This is a genomic window from Streptomyces sp. NPDC086077, assembly GCF_040686175.1.
Classification (GTDB): Bacteria; Actinomycetota; Actinomycetes; order Streptomycetales; family Streptomycetaceae; genus Streptomyces.
Genome location: NZ_JBFBJT010000002.1, coordinates 94227 through 111464, shown reverse-complemented (window position 1 = coordinate 111464; position 17238 = coordinate 94227). Strand labels below are relative to the sequence as shown.

At 71.8% G+C, this 17238-nt stretch carries 13 protein-coding genes; 2 read left to right on the top strand and 11 right to left on the bottom strand.

Annotated elements, in window-relative coordinates; all coding sequences use genetic code 11:
- Positions 1 to 6: 6 nt before the first annotated feature.
- The 4 genes from AB0O67_RS01040 to AB0O67_RS01025 all read right to left on the bottom strand — a co-directional run bounded on the left by AB0O67_RS01040 (position 7) and on the right by AB0O67_RS01025 (position 4831).
- Entirely contained in the window at positions 7 to 519 is a 513-nt protein-coding gene (locus tag AB0O67_RS01040; protein WP_365444015.1) for an O-acetyl-ADP-ribose deacetylase, read from the bottom strand.
- Positions 516 to 1925, bottom strand: a complete 1410-nt coding sequence (locus AB0O67_RS01035; protein WP_365444013.1) for an NAD(P)/FAD-dependent oxidoreductase — start codon at positions 1923 to 1925, stop codon at positions 516 to 518. The genes AB0O67_RS01040 and AB0O67_RS01035 overlap by 4 nt, the downstream gene beginning before the upstream one ends.
- 108 nt (positions 1926 to 2033) lie before the next feature.
- Positions 2034 to 2879, bottom strand: coding sequence for an inositol monophosphatase family protein (locus AB0O67_RS01030; protein ID WP_365444010.1), 846 nt, complete (start codon positions 2877 to 2879; stop codon positions 2034 to 2036).
- A gap of 125 nt (positions 2880 to 3004) precedes the next feature.
- Entirely contained in the window at positions 3005 to 4831 is a 1827-nt protein-coding gene (locus AB0O67_RS01025) for a gamma-glutamyltransferase (protein ID WP_365444007.1), read from the bottom strand.
- A gap of 339 nt (positions 4832 to 5170) precedes the next feature.
- Here AB0O67_RS01025 and AB0O67_RS01020 point away from each other — a divergent pair, with 339 nt between their 5' ends.
- Both AB0O67_RS01020 and AB0O67_RS01015 read left to right on the top strand, forming a co-directional pair.
- The gene (locus AB0O67_RS01020) at positions 5171 to 7066 is read left to right on the top strand and encodes a Na+/H+ antiporter NhaA (protein WP_365444004.1); all 1896 of its coding nucleotides are present in this window, start codon (positions 5171 to 5173) and stop codon (positions 7064 to 7066) included.
- Positions 7067 to 7425: 359 nt separating this feature from the next.
- Complete coding sequence (locus AB0O67_RS01015; protein ID WP_365444001.1) at positions 7426 to 8109, top strand: hypothetical protein; 684 nt, start codon at positions 7426 to 7428, stop codon at positions 8107 to 8109.
- A gap of 4 nt (positions 8110 to 8113) precedes the next feature.
- Here the strand turns inward: AB0O67_RS01015 and AB0O67_RS01010 are convergent, their stop codons facing one another.
- The 7 genes from AB0O67_RS01010 to AB0O67_RS00980 all read right to left on the bottom strand — a co-directional run bounded on the left by AB0O67_RS01010 (position 8114) and on the right by AB0O67_RS00980 (position 17094).
- Positions 8114 to 9664, bottom strand: coding sequence for an NCS1 family nucleobase:cation symporter-1 (locus tag AB0O67_RS01010; RefSeq protein ID WP_365443998.1), 1551 nt, complete (start codon positions 9662 to 9664; stop codon positions 8114 to 8116).
- 118 nt (positions 9665 to 9782) lie between these two features.
- Positions 9783 to 10802: a TIGR03842 family LLM class F420-dependent oxidoreductase gene (locus AB0O67_RS01005; protein WP_365443995.1), complete on the bottom strand. Its 1020-nt coding sequence runs from the start codon at positions 10800 to 10802 to the stop codon at positions 9783 to 9785.
- An 11-nt stretch (positions 10803 to 10813) separates the two neighbouring features.
- Positions 10814 to 12256, bottom strand: coding sequence for a dihydropyrimidinase (hydA, locus tag AB0O67_RS01000; protein ID WP_365443992.1), 1443 nt, complete (start codon positions 12254 to 12256; stop codon positions 10814 to 10816).
- A 106-nt stretch (positions 12257 to 12362) separates the two neighbouring features.
- Positions 12363 to 13205 carry a nitrilase-related carbon-nitrogen hydrolase gene (locus AB0O67_RS00995; protein WP_365443988.1) on the bottom strand — a complete coding sequence of 281 codons (843 nt, stop codon included), beginning with the start codon at positions 13203 to 13205 and terminating at the stop codon, positions 12363 to 12365.
- 164 nt (positions 13206 to 13369) lie between these two features.
- Entirely contained in the window at positions 13370 to 14941 is a 1572-nt protein-coding gene (locus AB0O67_RS00990; RefSeq protein ID WP_365443985.1) for a PucR family transcriptional regulator, read from the bottom strand.
- A 27-nt stretch (positions 14942 to 14968) separates the two neighbouring features.
- Positions 14969 to 16255: an aspartate aminotransferase family protein gene (locus tag AB0O67_RS00985; RefSeq protein ID WP_365443982.1), complete on the bottom strand. Its 1287-nt coding sequence runs from the start codon at positions 16253 to 16255 to the stop codon at positions 14969 to 14971.
- Positions 16252 to 17094, bottom strand: coding sequence for a nitrilase-related carbon-nitrogen hydrolase (locus tag AB0O67_RS00980; RefSeq protein WP_365443979.1), 843 nt, complete (start codon positions 17092 to 17094; stop codon positions 16252 to 16254). The genes AB0O67_RS00985 and AB0O67_RS00980 overlap by 4 nt, the downstream gene beginning before the upstream one ends.
- Positions 17095 to 17238: the final 144 nt, after the last annotated feature.

Here is a 17238-nt window from a genome sequence, read left to right as displayed (position 1 = left end):
CCCGTGTCAGCCCACCTGCCCCGCGAACGCCTCGTACGCCCGCTCGTCGAAGAGCACGAACCTGACCTCCTCGACCGACGTCCCCGCGGCCCGGACGGTCTCGACCGCGATCCGCGCGGCGTCGTCCATCGGCCAGCCGAAGACGCCGGCGGAGACGGCCGGGAACGCGAGGGTGCGCGCGCCCAACTCGTCGGCGACGCGCAGGGATTCCCGGTAGCACGAGGCCAGCAGCCCGGAGCGGTCCTCCTGCGCGGAGTGGACCGGGCCCACGGTGTGGATCACCCACCGGGCGTCCAGGTCGCCCGCCGTGGTGGCGACCGCCTGTCCCGTCGGCAGGCCCTCGCCGTAGCGGGCGGCGCGCAGCTCGCGGCAGTCCTCCAGGATCGCGGGGCCGCCGCGCCGGTGGATCGCGCCGTCCACACCGCCGCCGCCCAGCAGCGAGGAGTTGGCGGCGTTGACGATGGCGTCGGCGCTCTGCTCGGTGATGTCGCCCTGGACGAGCGTGATGTGAGGGGTCATGTCTGCCTCAGCCTCCTCCACACGGCCTTCGCCGCGTTGTGCCCCGACATGCCGTGCACGCCCGGCCCCGGCGGGGTGGCCGACGAGCAGAGGTACACGGCCGGGTGCGGGGTGCTGTACGGGAACAGGGACAGTTTGGGCCGCAGCACGGTCTGGAGCCCGCTGACCGCGCCCGAGGCGATGTCGCCGCCGACGTAGTTGGCGTTGCGGGCGGCGAGTTCGGGCGGTCCGGCGCTCGCGCGGGCCAGGACGCGGTCGCGGAAACCCGGGGCGTAGCGCTCCAGTTGGCGCTCGATGGCATCGGTGAGGTCTCCGGTCCAGCCACTGGGCACATGGCCGTACGCCCAGAAGACCTGCTTGCCCTCGGGGGCCCGGGTGGGGTCGGCGACGCTCGGCTGCACGGTGATGAGGAACGGCGCGTCGGGCGCCCGGCCGAAACGGGACGCCTCGCGCAGCGCGGTGGCGATCTCGGCGCTGCTTTCGCCGATCTGCACGGTCCCGGCCCTGCGGGGCTCCTCGGCGGTCCACGGGACCGGGCCGTCCAGCGCGTAGTCGATCTTGAAGACGCCCGGGCCGTACCGGTACCCCTCGTAGTAGCGGCCGAAACCCGCGATGCGGGCCAGGGCCGTGGGTGAGGTGTCGAAGACGTACGCGCGGGCGGGCGGCAGGTCGTCCAGGCGCTTGACCTCGTAGTCGGTGTGGATGGCGCCGCCGAGGTCCTTCAGGTAGGCCGCCAGCGCGTCCGAGATGGCCTGGGAGCCACCCCGGGCCACGGGCCAGCCCCGGGCGTGCGCGGCGAGGGCGAAGACCAGGCCGACCGCGCCGGTGGCGAAGCCGGTGAGGGGGGCCATCACATGGGCGACGAGTCCGGCGAACAGGGTCTTGGCGGGTTCGTCGCGGAAACGGCGGGTCAGCCAGGTGGACGGGGGCAGGCCGGCCAGGCCGAAGCGGGCGAGGGTCAGCGGGTCGCGGGGCAGCGCGGTCAGCGGCAGGGACATGAAGTCGCGGGCCAGCGTGTCCCAGTGGGGCAGGAAGGGCCCCACCAGCCTGCGGTACGCCCCCGCGTCCCGCGGCCCCAGGGAGGCGGCCGTCTCACCGACCGACCGGGACAGGACCGCCGCGGTGCCGTCGGGAAAGGGGTGCGCCATGGGCAGCGGGGCGTGCAGCCACTCCAGGCCGTAGCGGTCCAGGGGGAGCGCACGGAACGCCGGCGAGTTGATCCCGAGGGGATGGGCGGCCGAGCACGGGTCGTGCCGGAAGCCTGGAAGCGTGAGCTCCTCGGTGCGGGCACCCCCGCCGATCGTGTCCCGCGCCTCGAACACCGCCACGGAGAAGCCGCGGCGGGCCAGCTCCACGGCGGCGGTCAGTCCGTTCGGTCCCGCACCCACCACGACCGCATCGAGCATCGACGGCACCTTCGGACTCCTTCGTCAGCCGATGGCCACTCAGGATCAGGATATGCCGGGGGACTGACACTCCTCCGCGACGGGGGCCCGCCGCGCTGCGGCGGGCGCTCAGACCGCCGAGGCCAGCAGTCCCACCACCCGGCGGGCCGTGGCCGCGTCGCGGGCCGCGGTGAAGGGCAGGGTGTTCCCGCCCGTGATGCGGAACGGCTCGCCGGTGCGGGTCAGGTGGGCGCCGCCGGCCTCCTCGACCAGCAGCAGGCCCGCGGCGTGGTCCCACGCGGCCTCCCACGAGAACGCCGTCGCGTCGGACTCGCCGCGTGCGACGGCGAGATACTCCAGGCCGGCCGAGCCGCACTCGCGCGGGGCGACGCCGTCCGTCCACAGGCCGAGCAGCGCGCGCTTCTCCTCGTCGCTCGTGTAGTCCGGGTGGGAGGTGGCGATCCGCAGGTCACGGCCCGGCGTGGGCGGGCCCGCGAACAGCCGCTCGCCGTCGAGGAAGGCACCCTGGCCGCGCACCGCCGTGGCCAGCTGGTCACGGGCGGCCGCGTACGTCCACGAGGCCAGCACGACGCCGTGGTGCGCGAGCGCGACCAGCGTGCAGAAGCCCTCGTCGCCGTGCACGAACTGCCGGGTGCCGTCCACCGGGTCGATGATCCAGACCGGGGCCTCGCCGCGGATCGCCTCGTACGACGCGGGGTTGGCGTGCACCGCCTCCTCGCCGACCACCACGGAGCCGGGCAGCAGCACGCCGAGCGCCTCGGTGAGGTGCCGCTCGGCCAGCCGGTCGGCGTCCGTCACCAGGTCGTGCGGGCCGCTCTTCTGGTCGATCTCGTGCGCGGCCAGCTGCCGGAAGCGCGGCATGATCTCGGCGGCCGCGGCCTTGCGCACCGCTTCCTCGACGTCGGCCGAGTGACGCGCGAGAAACTCGTCGATGGTTTCCATGTCTTCGAACATGCCTCCATGAGAGCACGTGGCACTGACAATCCCCGCCCCGCCGGTGCACTCCGGGTGGAATCGGGATGAATTCCCGACGCCCGCCCGGTCGCCAAGGGGCCGGTACCCGGTGCCCGAGCCCCCGGTCAGCGCCCGACCGCGTACCCCTGCATCCCGCGCGGGTTCGCCGCGGCCGACAGCACGCCCGTCTCCGGGTCCCGCGCCACGGCGCACAGCCGCCCCTCCGACCAGTCGTCACCCACCGTGACGTCGTGCCCACGCCGCCGCAGCTCCTCGACCACCTCCGGGGCCGTCCGCCCCTCGACCGTCACGCTCCCAGGGCGCATCCCGCGCGGGTAGAACGAGCCGGGGAAGCTGTCGTGGTGCCAGTTCGGGGCGTCGATGGCACCCTGGAGGTCGAGTCCGCCGCGGACCGGTGAGCGCAGGGCGACCGCCAGGAAGAAGTGCAGCTGCCACTGGTCCTGCTGGTCCCCGCCGGGCGTGCCGAACGCCATCACCGGCACCCCCTCACGCAGTGCGATCGACGGCGTGAGCGTGGTCCGCGGCCGGCGTCCCGGCGTCAGCGAGTTCGGCAGGCCCTCCTCCAGCCAGGTCATCTGCAGGCGCGTACCCAGCGGGAAGCCCAGCTCGGGCACGACGGGGTTGGACTGGAGCCAGCCGCCGCTGGGCGTGGCGGCGACCATGTTCCCCCACCGGTCGACGACGTCCAGGTGGCAGGTGTCGCCCCGGGTGCCGCCGTCGCGGGAGACGTCGGGTTCGCCGGGGACCGGGGAGAGCGGGCTCTTGGCGACGGTGGGCTCCCCCACCCCCATCGGGCTGAACCCGGGGTCCTCGGTGGCCACCACGCGCGCGTGGGCGCACAGCCGGGGCATGCGCCCGCCCGGGCTGCCGGGCAGCAGCTCGTGCGAGGCCCGGTCACCGACGAGGCCGCGCCGCAGCGCGTTGTAGGGCACCGACAGCAGGTCGTCGAGCGGCACCTCGCGCGCGTCGCCGTACCAGGCCTCGCGGTCGGCCATGGCGAGCTTGGAACCCTCGATCAGCAGGTGGACGTAGTCCGCGGAACCGTAGGCGGGCAGCTCGGGCGGCAGCAGCGCGAGCTGCTGGAGCAGCACCGGGCCCTGGCTCCAGGGGCCGGCCTTGCACAGGGTCCAGCCGTTCCAGTCGTACGTCGCGGGCGCCTCGTAGCCGGCGGACCAGCCGGCGAGGTCGGCTGCCGTGAGGGTGCCGGTGTGGCGCTCGCCGCTGGTGTCCAGGGTGGGGCGCCCGGCCTGCCGTACCAGTGCCTCGGCGATGAATCCGGTGCGCCACACCTCCCTCGCGGCCTCGATCTGCGCCTCCCTGTCCCCCGCCCCGGTGACCTCGGCGAGCAGGCGCTTCCAGGTGGCGGCGAGCGCGCGGTTGCGCAGCAGCTCGCCGGGGCGCGGAGCCCTGCCGCCCGGCAGGTACACCTCCGCCGACGAAGGCCACTCCGTCTCGAACAGCTCACGCACGGTCTCCACGGTCTCGCCGACGCGCTCCACGGGCGCGTGCCCGTGCTCCGCGTACCCGACGGCGTACTTCAGCACGTCGGCGAGCGGCTTCGTGCCGTGGTCGCGCAGCAGCAGCATCCAGGCGTCGAAGGCGCCCGGGACGGCGGCGGCCAGGGGCCCGGTGCCGGGAACGAGGTCGAGGCCGAGCGCCCGGTAACGGGCGACGCTCGCCCCGGCGGGGGCCACGCCCTGCCCGCACAGCACCCGCACCTCCCCGCCCGCGGGTGCGAGCAGGATGGGCACCTCGCCGGCGGGCCCGTTGAGGTGCGGCTCGACGACGTGCAGCACGAACGCGCCCGCGACGGCCGCGTCATAGGCGTTGCCGCCGTCCTCCAGCACCGCCATCGCGCACTGCGAGGCGAGCCAGTGGGTGGACGACACCATGCCGAAGGTGCCCTGGAGAGTGGGGCGGGTGGTGAACATGTGGCCTTTCACCTTGCTGGTCTGCGTGCATCGGCCGGTCGGGGCGGCCTTCACGGTCGGCTCTGGGGAGCGTCCGGGGAGTGCGAGCCCGCGCCCGCCTCCCCCGCACTCTCCCCGCAGGCTATCGATCGCCCCGCGCCCCTCCTCCCCCGCCTCCGGCGCCGACCGGGCGTGGTCCGTCTCGCGAGGCGCGGCGCGCGGTCACCGCGTAACGTCGGACCATGAGCGCTGCCCAGCGGCGCGCCGGCAGCCGACCGGATCGTCGTTCCCCGTGACGGTCGGGAGTGCTGCGCGGCCGAGACGAACCCTTGGTGCCGGACCCGCCTGCGAGCGCAGACCATGAGCACCGACATCCCTGGCGCCGCGTCGCAAGGAACCGGACAAAGCGTCCGCTCGGACGCGTCGCGGACCCCCTTGCGGGACTTTCTGCGTACCGAGACGGGCAGTGCACTCGTCCTGGGGGCCGCCGCGCTCGCCGCCTTGGTGTGGGCCAACCTCGCCCCCGGCGTCTACGAGGACACCTGGACGACGGTGCTGTCGGTCCGTGCGGGCTCCGGCGGTGTCGGTCTGGAGCTGCGTGAGTGGGTCAACAGCGGCCTGATGGCACTCTTCTTCTTCGTCATCGGGCTGGAGGCACGCCGCGAGTTCGACATGGGCGAGCTGCGTGACCGTCGCCGTGTGGCGCTTCCGCTCGTCGCCGGGCTCACGGGGATGGTCGTCCCCGTCTCGATCTACCTGGCGTTCACTGCCGGACATGGCGTCGACCAGGGGTGGGGGGCGGCGATGTCGACCGACACCGCGTTCGCCCTGGGCACCCTCGCGATCCTGGGGAGGCGGCTGCCCCAGGCCCTGCGCGCCTCTCTGCTGACGGCGTCCGTCGTCGACGACTTCGTCGCTCTCGGGGTCATCGCCGTCGTGCACAGCGGCAGCCTGTCCTGGGCGGCGCTGCTGGCCGCCGTCGCACTCTTGCTGGTGGCGCTGCTCCTGGGCAGGTTCGGAGTGCGTCACGTGGCCGTCCACACCGTTCTCGCCGTCGGTGTGTGGGGGGCTCTGCTGCGATCGGGCGTCGACCCGGTCGTCACCGGGCTCGCCTTCGGTCTGATCACCTACGCCTACCCGGCCTCGCGTACGGACCTGGAACGCGCCAGCGGGCTGTTCCGCCTCTTCCGGGAGCAGCCCACGCCGGAACTCGAGCGCTCCCTGCGCCAGGGGCTGCAGGCCGCGATCTCGCCCAACGACCGCCTCCAGCAGCTCTACCACCCCTTCACCAGCTACCTGATCGTCCCCGTCTTCGCTCTCGCCAACGCCGGTGTCCACGTGACCTGGAACGGTCTCGCCCAGAGTCTCACCTCGCCGATCACCCTCGGCATCCTCGTCGCCTTCCTGCTGGGCAAGCCCCTGGGCATCACCCTCGCGGAGCTGCTGACCACCTGGCTGAGCCGCGGACGCCTGCGCCCGCAGGTCGGCTGGGGTGCCGTCCTCGCCGGCGGCAGCGCGGCAGGCGTCGGCTTCACGGTCTCCCTGCTGATCGCCACCCTCGCCCTCGACGGCGACGATCTCATGCAGGCCAAGGTGGGCATCCTCGCCTCCGTGCCCCTGTCCTTGGCGCTCACCTGGGCGATCACCTCCCTGGTGCACGCGCTGCCCGAGCCCACCCGAGGCCGGGCCCTGCTCGGTACGGCGGAGGGCATCATCGATCTCGCCGTGCCGGTGGATCCCGACCAGGACCACGTCCGTGGCCCGCGCACCGCCTCCGTCACCGTGGTCGAATACGGTGACTTCGAATGCCCCTACTGCGGCAAGGCGGAGCCGGTGGTCCGTCAGCTGCTCGCCGGCGTCGGGGACGTGAGGTACGTCTGGCGGCACCTTCCGCTCAACGACGTGCACCCCCGAGCCCAGCTCGCGGCGGAGGCGTCGGAAGCGGCGGCCGGGCAGGACGCCTTCTGGCAGATGCACGACGTCCTGCTGGCCCACCAGGGCGAGCTGCGCCCGCAGGAGCTGCTGCGCCACGCCGAGCAACTGGGGCTCGACACGGAGCGGTTCGAACGGGATTTGCGCTCGCCTGCGGCGGCCGCCCAGGTGGCCGAGGACGTCGAGTCGGCCGACCTCAGTGGCGTGGCGGGCACCCCGACGTTCTTCGTCAACGGCCGGTTGCACCGCGGACCTTACGACCTCGCCGGGCTGACCGAAGCGGTCCGCAGCGCACGAGAGCGCGCCGCCGTCGTATCGCCCTGACTTCGCGCGCACCACGCGGGGGCCGAGCCGGATCCCCCGGGGCGCCGCCCCCGCAGGGTGCTCGTAGCCGACCTGGGTGGATCCGGGCCCAGCGCCCGAAGACCGCCCCGGCGGTGGTCACCCCGTCCGAGGTGGTGACCAGCCGACCGTGGTGACCTCCCGGGCGGGCGGAGGCTCGGGCGGCTCCTCATACCGCGTCGCGGGGACATAACAGGACACACAACGCGTCGACAGTCAGGCTCAGTTACCGCTCAGGCACGGAGCGAGTTGGCACTTCCGCCTCACAGTGAGTCGTGTGACACTGGCGTCCCGTCCGCAGTGCGGACCCCCTCCGCACCATCCCCCACGAGAAGTGCGCCGTGCGTTCTCTTCCTCTGCCGCTCGCTCTCACCGCGCGTCTGACGCCGGTCGTCGTGCTCGCCTGCGCGGGCTGGGCGCTCAGCTCCGGTCCGGAGTCCAGTGCCCCCGCCGCCCAGAGCAAGAAGACGGGCCGGACCGGGACCCAGTCCGCCTCGGCGCCGTCCACGTCGACCGCGCCGAAGACGTACACCGCCGCACCGGCGCCGTGCACCGCCGTGGGCCAGAAGACGATCACCTCTCTCGTGCCCGGCGCCAAGACGGCCGGCAAGGAGATCTCCTCGACGGACAAATCGGTGCGCCGCACCTGCTCCTGGAACGCCCTCAAGGGCTTCGACTACCGCTGGCTCGACGTCTCCTTCGAGGTCAGTGAGTCGGACGAGAAGGCGGAGAAGCAGTACGAGTCACGCGTCAAGGAGAAGAGCGGCGGCGGCACGGTCCCCGGCACGGGCGACGCGGCCTACTCGGTCGTCAACCTCACCACCGAGGACGACCAGAAGACGCGGGAGGCCATGGTGGTCGTGCGCGCGTCCAACGCGCTGGTGGTCGTCACCTACAACGGCTCGGACTTCGAGTCGAAGGAGGCGCCCAGCTCGGACGAGATGAACAAGGGCGCGATCAAGGCCGCCAAGGAAGCGGTGGCGGCGCTGGGGGCGGCCGGTAGCACCGGTCGCCCCCCGTCGTGACACCTCACCCCGCCGCGCGCGCCCGCTCCCGCGGCAGCATCAGCGCCACGTACAGCAGCAGCGAGGCCGCGAGGCCCACCGCCCAGCCGTAGTCCGCGAGGGGTTTCAGGAAGGGGATCAGCCCGTCCGCCGGGAAGGGACCGGACTTCACCCCGTCCGCGTTCACGGTGGAGTACGAACCGCCGACGGCCAGTACGCCGCCGACCGCGAACGCCGCCAGGGCCCGCCAGTTCCAACCGGAGGTGTACCAGTACCGCCCGCCCGGTGTGTACAGGTCCGCCAGGTGCAGGACCGTACGCCGGACGATCCAGTAGTCGGCGATCAGGATGCCCGCGACCGTGCCGAGCAGACCGCCGACCACGCCGAGCCAGGTGAAGATGTAGAACTCCGGGGTCGAGATCAGCTTCCACGGGAAGATCAGGATCCCCACGACGCCCGTGATCAGCGCGCCGGTACGGAAGTTGATGAGCTTCGGCGCCAGGTTGGCCAGGTCGTAGGCCGGGGAGACGACGTTCGCCGCGATGTTCACGGAGATGGTGGCGACCAGCACGGTGATCAGCGCGAAGAGCAGTCCGAAGACGTTGTCCGCCTTCGCGGCGAGGGTTACCGGGTCCCAGATCGCCTCGCCGTAGACCGCCTGGGAGCCGGAGGTGACCAGCACGGCGAGGATCGCGAACAGGGTCATCGTGGTGGGCAGGCCCAGCGTCTGGCCGCGGGTCTGGGCGCGCTGGCTGGAGCCGAAGCGGGTGAAGTCGGGGATGTTGAGCGACAGGGTCGCCCAGAATCCGATCATGCCCATGAGGGACGGGAAGAAGACCGGCCAGAAGTCCGCGCCCCAGCCGAGCGTCGAGGGCTGCGACAGCAACTCGCCGAAGCCGTCCGCCTTCACCGCGATCCAGACCAGCAGCACGAAGGCGCCGACGATCACGAAGGGCGCGGCCCAGTTCTCGAAGTGCCGCAGGAAGTCCATGCCGCGATAGATGATCGCGATCTGCACGGCCCAGAACAGCAGGAAGCACAGCCACAGCGGCCAGGGGTTGCCGGCGATCTGCCCGGCCTTCTCCCACTCACCGCCGGTGAGCTTGGAGCCGAGCGCGAAGATGCCACTGCCGCCGATCCAGGTCTGGATCCCGAACCAGCCGCAGGCCACCGCCGCCCGGATCAGCGCCGGGACGTTCGCGCCGCGCAGCCCGAACGAGGCGCGGGCGAGCACCGGGAAGGGGATGCCGTACTTGGGGCCGGCGTGACCGGTGGCCAGCATCGGCAGCAACACGATGACGTTGGCCAGGGCGATCGTGAAGACCGCCTGCTTCCAGTCCATGCCGAGCGCGACCAGGCCGGAGGCCAGGGTCCAGCTGGGGATGCAGTGCGCCATGGAGATCCACAGCGCCGCGAAGTTGTACGTCGTCCACTTGCGCTCGGCGACCGGGACGGGACGCAGATCCTCGTTGGCGAAGGGACTGTCGGTGGGGAAGGCCTCGGGGGCCAGTTCTATCCGGCCGTCGGAGTCGGCACGCTGAGCGGTGGGTGACCCCGTGGGGACTGTATCGGTCATGGCAGGCCAATCGACAAGGTGGGACGGGAGAGGCCGTGCGGGGGCCTTGGGCCCCCTCCCCGAGACGGCGGGGAGGGAGGCAAGGTGTGGGGGGTCGGGGTGGTCGGCCGGTGGGCGGTCAGGAGCGGACCGCGGGGATGACCTGCGCGCCGTACGCGTCGATCACCGCTTCCTGCGCGTCGTGCATGTCGTACACCGCGAACTGGTCGACACCCAGTGCGCGCAGCGCGTTGAGTTTCTCGATGTGCCACTCGACCGGCCCGACGAGGCAGAACCGGTCGACGATCTCGTCGGGCACGAACCGGGTGTCGGGGTTCCCGCTGCGTCCGTGGTGGGAGTAGTCGTAGCCCTCGCGGGCCTTGATGTAGTCGGTGAGTTCGTCGGGGACGGCGGCGGAGTGCTCGCCGTACTTGGCGACCAGGTCGGCGACGTGGTTGCCGACCATCCCACCGAACCAGCGGCACTGGTCGCGCGCGTGCGCGAGCGCCTCGGGCGAGTCGTCCTCGGTGACGTAGGCGGGGGCGGCCACGCAGACGGTCACCTCGTCGGGATCACGCCCGGCGGCGACGGCCGCGTCCTTGACCGCCTTGACCATGTATTCGGTGAGATACAGGTCGGCGAGCTGGAGGATGAAGCCGTCGGCCTCCTCGCCGGTCATCTTCAGTGCCTTGGGCCCGTACGCGGCCATCCAGACGGGGAGCCGGGCGCCCGGCTTGATCCACGGGAACCGGATCACCGTGCCGCCCAGGTCGGCCTGCCGGCCGCTGCCCAGCTCCCGGATGACCTTCATCGCCTCGCTGATCCGGGCGAGCGTGTTGGGCTTGCGGCCGGCCACCCGCATCGCCGAGTCGCCGCGCCCGATGCCGCACACCGTGCGGTTGCCGAACATGTCGTTGAGGGTGGCGAAGGTGGAGGCGGTGACCTCCCAGGTGCGGGTGCCCGGGTTGGTGACCATCGGGCCGACCGTCAGTTTCGTGGTGTTGGCCAGGATCTGGCTGTAGATCACGAACGGTTCCTGCCAGAGCACGGCCGAGTCGAAGGTCCAGCCGTGGGTGAACCCGTTGCGCTCGGCGCGCTTCATCAGGGAGACCACCCGCGAGGCCGGCGGGTCGGTCTGCAGCACGAGTCCGAATTCCATGGGCTCCGCTCCTAGTTGAGGTACTGACAGGTGGAGCGGGGGGTGAAGACGCCGTGCCCGGCGTGCCCGGTGTACTCCCGCTCGGTGATGACGGGGACGCCGCGGGAGAGCACGGTCTCGACGCGGCCGGTGACGCGCTTGCCCTCGTACGCCGAGTAGTCGACGTTCATGTGGTGCGTCTCGGCGGACATCACCTGCTCGGCATGCGGGTCGTAGATCACGACGTCGGCGTCGGCGCCCGGCGCGATGGTGCCCTTCTTCGGGTACATGCCGAACATCCGGGCCGGGGCCGCGCAGGCGATCTCGATCCAGCGGCGGCGCGAGATGTGCCCGTCGACGACGGCCTGGTGGAGCAGGTCCATCCGGTTCTCCACGCCCGGCAGCCCGTTGGGGATCTTGGAGAAGTCTCCGCGGCCGAGCTCCTTCTGCCCGACGAAGCAGAAGGGGCAGTGATCGGTGGAGACGACCTGGAGGTCGTCGGTGCGCAGCCCCTTCCACAGTTCCGCCTGGTGTTCACGGGGCCGCAGCGGCGTCGAGCAGACGTACTTCGCACCCTGGAAGTCGGGCTCGGCGAGGTTGTCGGTCGACAGGAACAGATACTGCGGGCAGGTCTCGCCGAACACGGGGAGGCCCTGGTCACGCGCCTTGGCCAGCTCGGCGACCGCCTCCGTCGCCGAGACGTGCACGACGTACAGGGGCGCTCCGGCGACCTGGGCGAGCCGGATGGCCCGGTGGGTGGCCTCGGCCTCCAGCAGCGCCTTGCGCACCTCGCCGTGGTAGCGGGGATCGGTCTCCCCGCGGGCCAGCGCCTGCTCGACCAGGACGTCGATGGCGATGCCGTTCTCCGCGTGCATCATGATCAGCCCGCCGTTGTCGGCGGAGCGCTGCATGGCGCGCAGGATCTGGCCGTCGTCGCTGTAGAAGACGCCGGGATAGGCCATGAACTGCTTGAAGGACGTCACCCCTTCCTCCACCAGCAGGTCCATCTCCTTGAGCGTCTCGTCGTGCACATCGGAGACGATCATGTGGAAGCCGTAGTCGACGGCGCAGTTCCCCTCGGCCTTGGCGTGCCAGGCGTCCAGGCCCTCGCGCAGGCTGTGGCCGACGCTCTGCACCGCGAAGTCGACGATCGTCGTGGTGCCGCCCCAGGCGGCGGCCCGGGTGCCGGTCTCGAACGTGTCGGAGGCGAAGGTGCCGCCGAACGGCAGCTCCATGTGGGTGTGGGCGTCGACGCCACCCGGGATGACGTACTTCCCGGTGGCGTCGATCACCCTCCCCCACCCTCCGGGCGGGGTTGCCCCCATCTCGCTTCGCTCGGCCGTCCAGGCCTCGGCGGCCGGGGTACCCGAGGCCGCGAGGGCGGCGATCCGGCCGTCCTCGATCAGGACGTCTGCGTGCAGTTCGTCGGAGGCGGTGATGACGAGGCCGCCCTTGATGACAGTGCGGGTGCTCATGGATCCCTCTTCTGCCGTGTCGATGCCGTTGGGAAGGTGACGGTGGTGGGGGGTTGCCCGCGCAGTTCCCCGCGTCCCGTGGGGACGTCCACGCCGCCCGGCATGCCTAGGGCGCCGTCAGGGGTCCGTACGTGTTCGGCTCGCGGTCGCGGTAGAACTGCCAGCGGTCCCGGACGTCGCGGAGTTTGGCCATGTCCAGGTCCCGGACGACGAGTTCGCTCTCCTTGTCGCTCGCCACCTCGCCCACGAACTGGGCCTCCGGGTCCACGAAGTACGAGGTGCCGTAGAAGTCGTTGTCGCCGTGCTCCTCGACGCCGACCCGGTTGATGGCGCCGACGAAGTACTCGTTGGCGACGGCCGCAGCCGGCTGCTCCAGCTGCCACAGGTAGCCGGAGAGTCCGCGCGAGGTCGCCGACGGGTTGAAGACGATCTCGGCGCCCGCGAGGCCGAGCGCCCGCCAGCCCTCCGGGAAGTGCCGGTCGTAGCAGATGTAGACGCCGACCTTGCCGACCGCCGTGTCGAAGACCGGCCAGCCGCTGTTGCCGGGCCGGAAGTAGAACTTCTCCCAGAAGCCCCGCACCTGCGGGATGTGCGTCTTGCGGTACTTGCCGAGGTAGGAGCCGTCGGCGTCGATCACGGCGGCGGTGTTGTAGAGGACGCCGGGCTGCTCCTCCTCGTACATCGGCAGGACGAGGACGATGCCCAGCTCGCGGGCGAGCGTGCGGAACCGCTGCACGATCGGGCCGTCCGGGATCCGCTCGGCGTACTCGTAGAAGGCCGGGTCCTGCACCTGGCAGAAGTACGGTCCGTAGAACAGCTCCTGGAAACACAGGATCTGGGCGCCCTGCGCGGCGGCGTCGCGCACCGCCTGCTCGTGCACCTGGATCATCGACTCCTTGTCGCCGGTCCAGGACGTCTGGAAGACGGCGGCGCGGATCACTCGGCTCATGGGGACCTCCGGTCGCTCCGGTAGCTCGGTGTGCGGTGAGCCTAGGAAGTCCGGATGTCGTCTTTGAGTGGCACCGTGTCACGTCTGCGAGGGCGCGGCGTGCCACCGTGTCACCCTTGTGCAGGCCCATGTTTCACCGCCGTATTCGCAGGTCGTCGCATGTTTCACCCTTGTTGCGCGTCGTGTGCGAGGAGCGCGATGTGCACCGACGCGGCCTGCTCGAAGTCGTCGAGGTCGACGCCGAGGCGGACCTGTATCGCGTCCAGGCGGCGGTAGAGGGCGGGCCGGGAGACATGGTGGAGCTGGGCGGTGCGGGACTTGTTGCGGCCGGTGGCGAGGTAGGTGCGCAGCACGGCGAGCAGGGCCCCCGCCTCCCCGTCCCGCCCGCACAGCAGTCCGTCCAGCTCCCGCTCGGCGAAGGACTGCACCTGCGGGTCGTCGCGCAGCAGCCGGATCAGGCCCCGCAGATGGACGTCCTTCAGACGGACGACGGCCGGCGGGTCGAGGACGGCCGAGGAGTCGGCGACGGCGTCGGCCACGTGCTGTGCCTCGCGCAGGCCCGCGGGGACGTCGTCCCAGACGACGCGCGGGTCCGCGGCGGCCACGACGGTCTGCGACGTGGCGCGCAGCCGGGCCGCGAAGTGGGCGGTGAGCGCCTCGGCGTCCTGGTCCCGGGCGAGGCTGAGCAGCACGGCGGTGGCTCCGTCGGCGAGTTCGGCGGCGATGCCGGGCAGCCCCAGCAGACGCATCACGCGGTCGAGCCGGCCCGGTTCCCGGTCACGCACGACCAGCGGGACGAAGGTGCGCCGGTTGACCGGCAGCCCGGCCGCCCGTGCCCTGGGCAGCAGCTGACGCGCCGGTACGACGCCACTGATCAGGTCCGTCAGCAGGCTCTGCGCCGACTGTTCCTCCCAGCTGCCCGAGGAGCCGCCGAGCATGCGGTGCAGCACGATGGCCTCGGCGGCCCGGTCCGCGAGCAACCGCCCGGTGGCGGTGTCGCCCCGGTAGCCGCACAGCACGATCCGCCCCCACCGCTCGCCGCGGCCGCCCAGCTCGGCGCGGATCCAGCCGTCGCCCTCGCTGCCTCCGGCCTGGCGGGCGATGCGCTCCCAGTCCCGCAGCACGTCGTCGACGGCCGGCCGCTCCCCCGCCGTGGCGAGGACGCGGTGGGCGAGGTTGGTCAGGACGACGGGGCAGGCGCTGTGCCGGGCCACCTCGTCGAGCAGTCGTTGCAGCGGGGCGCCGGAGGTGATCAGCGCGGTGAGTTCGGTGCGTACCGCCTCGGAGAGGCTGACCGCGGCGAACCTCCGCCGTACCAGCCGGGACTGGACCTCCTCCGTCAGCTGGGCGAAGGGGAAGGGGCGGTGCAGGACGACCAGGGGCAGCCCGCAGCGCTCGGCGACCCGTCGCATCGCGTCCGGCGCGGCGGGGAAGGCGCGGCCGAGCCCGAGCACGACGGCCGCCGCCTCCGCCTTGTGCAGCGAGCGCACGTACTCGGCCTGCTTGTCCGGGTCACCGGCGAGCAGGACGCCGGTGGTGAGGACCATCTCGCCGCCGCTGAGCATCACGCCGACGTCGGCGGCCTCGGCGACGTGCACCCAGCGCACCGGCCGGTCCAGCCGGCTCGCGCCGGCCACCACTTCGGGCTCTCCGGCGAGCACCCGTTCCAGCGTGAGGATCTGCCGGACCGACAGGGCCGGTCGCAGGGGCTCCCAGGACTCCGGGGTGGTGGTCATGGCGGCGTTCCCTTGCTTCGCTCGGTGCTAGCTGATGCTCCTCAGAGCGTGTTCGAGGACGGCGGCGCCCTCCTCGGCCTCCGCGACGGTCAGGGACAGCGGCGGGGCGACGCGCAGGGCGCTGGTGTTGTGCCCGCCGCCCTTGCCGATGAGCAGTCCGCCCCTGCGGGCGGCCTCCAGCACGGCGGACGCCGCCTGCGGATCGGCCTCGTCGGTGCCCGGCCGGGTCACCTCGATGCCGATCATCAGCCCGCGTCCGCGCACCTCCCGGACGGCCGGCACCTGCGCGGCGACGGCCCGCAACCGCTCGATCAGCAGCCCGCCGACCCGCCGTGCGTTGCCCTGGAGGTCGTGCTCCAGCAGATAGGTGAGGTTGGCCAGGCCGGCGGCCATGGTGATCTGGGTGCCGCCGAAGGTGGAGATGCTGTTGGCGTCGAGGCAGTTCATGATCTCGGCGCGGGCGACGACCCCGCCGATGGACATGCCGTTGCCGATGCCCTTGGCGAAGGTGAGCATGTCCGGCGGACCGCTGCGGCCGTGGGCCTGCCAGCCCCAGAAGTGCTCGCCGGTGCGGCCCCAGCCGGTCTGCACCTCGTCGGCGATCCAGAGGATCCCGTGTTCCTGGAGCACGTCGCGGAAGGCGGCGTAGAGCCCGTCCGGCGGAGCGGTGAAGCCGCCGACGCCCTGGACGGGTTCGGCGATCAGCGCGGCGGGCGGGCGGGTGTGCCCGAGCAGGTCGGTCAGGTCCTCCACGCAGGCCGCGATGAACTCGCCGTCGGGGAGATCGGCGTACGGGCCGCGGCTGCGGACCCCGCCGTGCACGTACAGCGTCTGGAGCGGTGAGAGGGAGGTGGGTGACCAGCCGCGGTTGCCGGTGATGCCGACGGCGCTGAAGGAACGGCCGTGGTAGCTGTTGCGCATCGCCAGGATCGTGTTGCTGCGGCGATACGTCGTGGCCAGCATCAGGGCCGTGTCGTTGGCCTCCGTGCCGGAGGTGGTGAAGAAGACCCGCGCGTCCGGGATGCCGCTCAACTGGGCGATGCGCTCGGCGAGTTCGACCATCGGCCGGTTGAGGTACAGGGTGGAGGAGTGGATGATCCGCCCGGCCTGCTCGCTCACCGCCTTGGTCACCTCGGGCAGGGCGTGCGCGGTCATCGTGGTCAGGATGCCGCCGAAGAAGTCGAGATAGCGGTTCCCGGCGGCGTCCCAGACGTGCCGGCCCTCGCCGTGGGTGATCTCGATCGGCTCGTCGTAGTAGAGCGCGAGCCAGTCGGGGAGCACGGCCCGGTGGCGTCCCAGCAGGTCCTTGGTCACGGTTGCACCAGCCCTTCGTAGGCGTCGGGGCGGCGGTCGCGGTAGAACGCCCACTGCTGCCGCACCTCTTCGATGACGTCGAAGTCGAGGTCGCGCACGACGAGTTCCTCGGCCCGGTCGTCGGCGACCCCACCCACGAACTGCCCACGCGGGTCGACGAAGTAGCTCGTTCCGTAGAAGTCGTTGTCGCCGTACTCCTCGACGCCGACGCGGTTGATGGCGGCGACGAAGTACTCGTTGGCGACGGCGGCGGCGGGCTGCTCCAGCCGCCACAGGTAGGAGGACAGGCCGCGGTGGGTGGCGGACGGGTTGTAGACCAGCTGGGCGCCGTTCAGGCCGAGTTGGCGCCAGCCCTCCGGGAAGTGGCGGTCGTAGCAGATGTAGACGCCGACCTTCCCGACGGCGGTCTCGAAGACGGGCCAGCCGAGGTTGCCGGGTTTGAAGTAGTACTTCTCCCAGAAGCCCTTCACCTGCGGGATGTGGTGCTTGCGGTACTTGCCGAGGTAGGAGCCGTCGGCGTCGATCACGGCCGCGGTGTTGTAGTAGAAGCCGGACTGCTCGACCTCGAACACCGGGACGACGATCACCATGCCGGTCTCGCGCGCCAGGTCCCGCATACGGCGCACGGTCGGTCCGTCGGGCACCGGCTCGGCCCAGCGGTAATGCTCGGCCTCCTGGACCTGGCAGAAGTAGGGGGCGTTGAAGACTTCCTGGAACCCGATGACCTTGGCGCCCTGCCGGGCCGCCTCGCGGGCGTGCTCCTCGTGTTTCGCCACCATGGACTCGGTGTCGCCGGTCCAGGTTGCCTGGACCAGAGCGGCACGGACGACGTTCGCCATGAGCTGCTCCTTCGACGGGCGTCAGCGCCTCTACGCCCGTAGAGCACGGCGTAGAGGCACGAACGTATGCCTAGGGGAAGGCCTTGCCAAGACCATCGTCGCCAACCCGCGGGGCCGGCGCCGTTTCGCACTCCTGTGGGTGAT

Excerpts from the sequence above, each read along its gene's own strand:
- AB0O67_RS01040 (WP_365444015.1), bottom strand. The coding sequence starts at position 519 with ATGACCCCTCACATCACGCTCGTCCAGGGCGACATCACCGAGCAGAGC.
- AB0O67_RS01035 (WP_365444013.1), bottom strand. The coding sequence starts at position 1,925 with ATGCTCGATGCGGTCGTGGTGGGTGCGGGACCGAACGGACTGACCGCC.
- AB0O67_RS01030 (WP_365444010.1), bottom strand. The coding sequence starts at position 2,879 with ATGTTCGAAGACATGGAAACCATCGACGAGTTTCTCGCGCGTCACTCG.
- AB0O67_RS01025 (WP_365444007.1), bottom strand. The coding sequence starts at position 4,831 with ATGTTCACCACCCGCCCCACTCTCCAGGGCACCTTCGGCATGGTGTCG.
- AB0O67_RS01020 (WP_365444004.1), top strand. The coding sequence starts at position 5,171 with ATGAGCACCGACATCCCTGGCGCCGCGTCGCAAGGAACCGGACAAAGC.
- AB0O67_RS01010 (WP_365443998.1), bottom strand. The coding sequence starts at position 9,664 with ATGACCGATACAGTCCCCACGGGGTCACCCACCGCTCAGCGTGCCGAC.
- AB0O67_RS01005 (WP_365443995.1), bottom strand. The coding sequence starts at position 10,802 with ATGGAATTCGGACTCGTGCTGCAGACCGACCCGCCGGCCTCGCGGGTG.
- hydA (WP_365443992.1), bottom strand. The coding sequence starts at position 12,256 with ATGAGCACCCGCACTGTCATCAAGGGCGGCCTCGTCATCACCGCCTCC.
- AB0O67_RS00995 (WP_365443988.1), bottom strand. The coding sequence starts at position 13,205 with ATGAGCCGAGTGATCCGCGCCGCCGTCTTCCAGACGTCCTGGACCGGC.
- AB0O67_RS00990 (WP_365443985.1), bottom strand. The coding sequence starts at position 14,941 with ATGACCACCACCCCGGAGTCCTGGGAGCCCCTGCGACCGGCCCTGTCG.
- AB0O67_RS00980 (WP_365443979.1), bottom strand. The coding sequence starts at position 17,094 with ATGGCGAACGTCGTCCGTGCCGCTCTGGTCCAGGCAACCTGGACCGGC.